3 protein-coding genes are annotated in these 1,581 nt (G+C 68.6%); 1 reads left to right on the top strand and 2 read right to left on the bottom strand.

The genetic code is table 11. The annotated features are described in order from the left end of the window. Positions 1-114: 114 nt before the first annotated feature. Positions 115-609, top strand: a complete 495-nt coding sequence (locus O3W51_RS47950) for a hypothetical protein (RefSeq protein WP_138359645.1) — start codon at positions 115-117, stop codon at positions 607-609. Here the strand turns inward: O3W51_RS47950 and O3W51_RS47945 are convergent. After that, positions 575-814, bottom strand: coding sequence for a transposase (locus O3W51_RS47945; protein WP_269290385.1), 240 nt, complete (start codon positions 812-814; stop codon positions 575-577). The two genes, O3W51_RS47950 and O3W51_RS47945, sit on opposite strands and share 35 nt — an antisense overlap. Next, entirely contained in the window at positions 775-1,356 is a 582-nt protein-coding gene (locus O3W51_RS47940; RefSeq protein WP_269290382.1) for an IS5 family transposase, read from the bottom strand. The genes O3W51_RS47945 and O3W51_RS47940 overlap by 40 nt, the downstream gene beginning before the upstream one ends. Positions 1,357-1,581: the final 225 nt, after the last annotated feature.

The raw sequence follows: 1,581 nt of genomic DNA, 5'->3' as shown, positions 1-1,581 counted from the left end.
AGAAGCTGTTGTCTTTCCGCGAGTGATCGCTGTGTTTCCGCTGGTCAGGCATGACATTGCCATCTTGGCGGCAGGGATGAGGTGTCGTGTCGTCTCTTCGGTGGAGGTGCTGGGGTGCCGTCGGTGATGGGTTTGTTGGAAGAGCGTGAGCGTGCCGCCCGGCAGCGGGTGGAGGTCTTGCAGGCTGAGTTGGGTGAGGCAGAGGCTGTGTGGGAGCGGTTCGTGATCGCTCGGGAGACAGTCGGCCAGATCCTCGCGGAACCTCGCGGAAGCGCGGAGGATTCGTCACTCGCTGGGGCCGGCGAGCGGCCGGTGCAGGTCGCGGCGGCGGGGCCCGGTTCGGTGGTGCCGGTGCGGCGGGACGGGCTTGAGGCTGATGCTCTGGCCCCGGGCTACCGGCGGATCATGGAAATCCTGCAGGAGCGGGGCAGGTCCGGCGGCGGGGCGATGGACTGCCGGCAGCTGGCGGTAGCACTTGGCCTGGAGCCGGTTCCCGCGAAGGTCGAGGGGGTGCGGTCGAAGACGAAGCGCCTGGCGGTGCGGGGCTGGTTGGCCGAAGCGAGCCCGGGAATGTTCAGCGTCGTGGGCGGGCGAGGCGGCGGCTCATGACCATGCTCATCGACCACCAGATCATCGCTTGCGAGCTGTCGGTGCGGGTTTCGTAGTCGCGGGCCAGTCGGCGTGAGCGCATCAGCCACGCGAACGTGCGCTCCACCAGCCACCTCTTGGGCAGCACGACGAACCCTGACAAGTCGTCGCTGCGTTTGACCACCGTCAACGCGATCCGCAGGGTGCTGCGGGTGAAGTCGACCAGTGGCCCGGTATAGCCGCCGTCCGCCCATACCCGGGCCAGGGCCAGTGCCTTTGGTGCAGGCGGGTCAGCACCGTGCGTGCGGCGTCCCGGTCGGTGACCGATGCCGCGGTGACACTCACTGCCAGCAGCAGCCCGAGGGTGTCCACCACGATGTGGCGCTTGCGGCCGTTGACCTTCTTGCCGCCGTCGAAGCCCCGGCTCGCGGCCGGCACCGAAGCGGCTCCTTTCACCGACTGGGCGTCGATGATGCCCGCAGTCGGTTCCGTATCCCGGCCGGCGGCCTCGCGGACCCGGTCGCGCAGCCGGTCGTGGAACTCCGCGATCCAGCCTTGGTCACGCCAGCGCCGCCAAAAGGCATAGACGCGGTCCCAGGCAGGAAAGTCGGCAGGCATCGCCCGCCACGTGATGCCGCCGGCGACCAGGTAGCGCACCGCGTCCACCATCTGCCGGTGACAGTAGGCCTCCGGGCGCCCGCCCCGGCCCTCCAACCACCCCGGCACCGGCAGCAGATCACGAACCTGCACCCACTCCGCGTCTGTCATATCCGAGGGATACCTCGACCGCCTGTGCGGATGATCCGCCGCATTCCCGAACCGGTGCGCGAGACAATCACACCCACGCGCAACGAAGTTGGAGCCAGCCGCGGCCAGGGCATAGAACTGGGACAACAGGGCCTCCCGGCGCGCTCAACGGTCTCGACAACCACGAGCTGCACCGGAGGCCCTGCCTTCATGCGGACCACAACCCAACACCACCCGACCGAGGCT

The organism is Streptomyces sp. H39-C1 (assembly GCF_027158125.1).
GTDB lineage: Bacteria > Actinomycetota > Actinomycetes > Streptomycetales > Streptomycetaceae > Actinacidiphila > Actinacidiphila fildesensis.
Note: the sequence above shows the minus strand (reverse complement) of the source record. Positions and strands in the feature narration are given on the sequence as shown.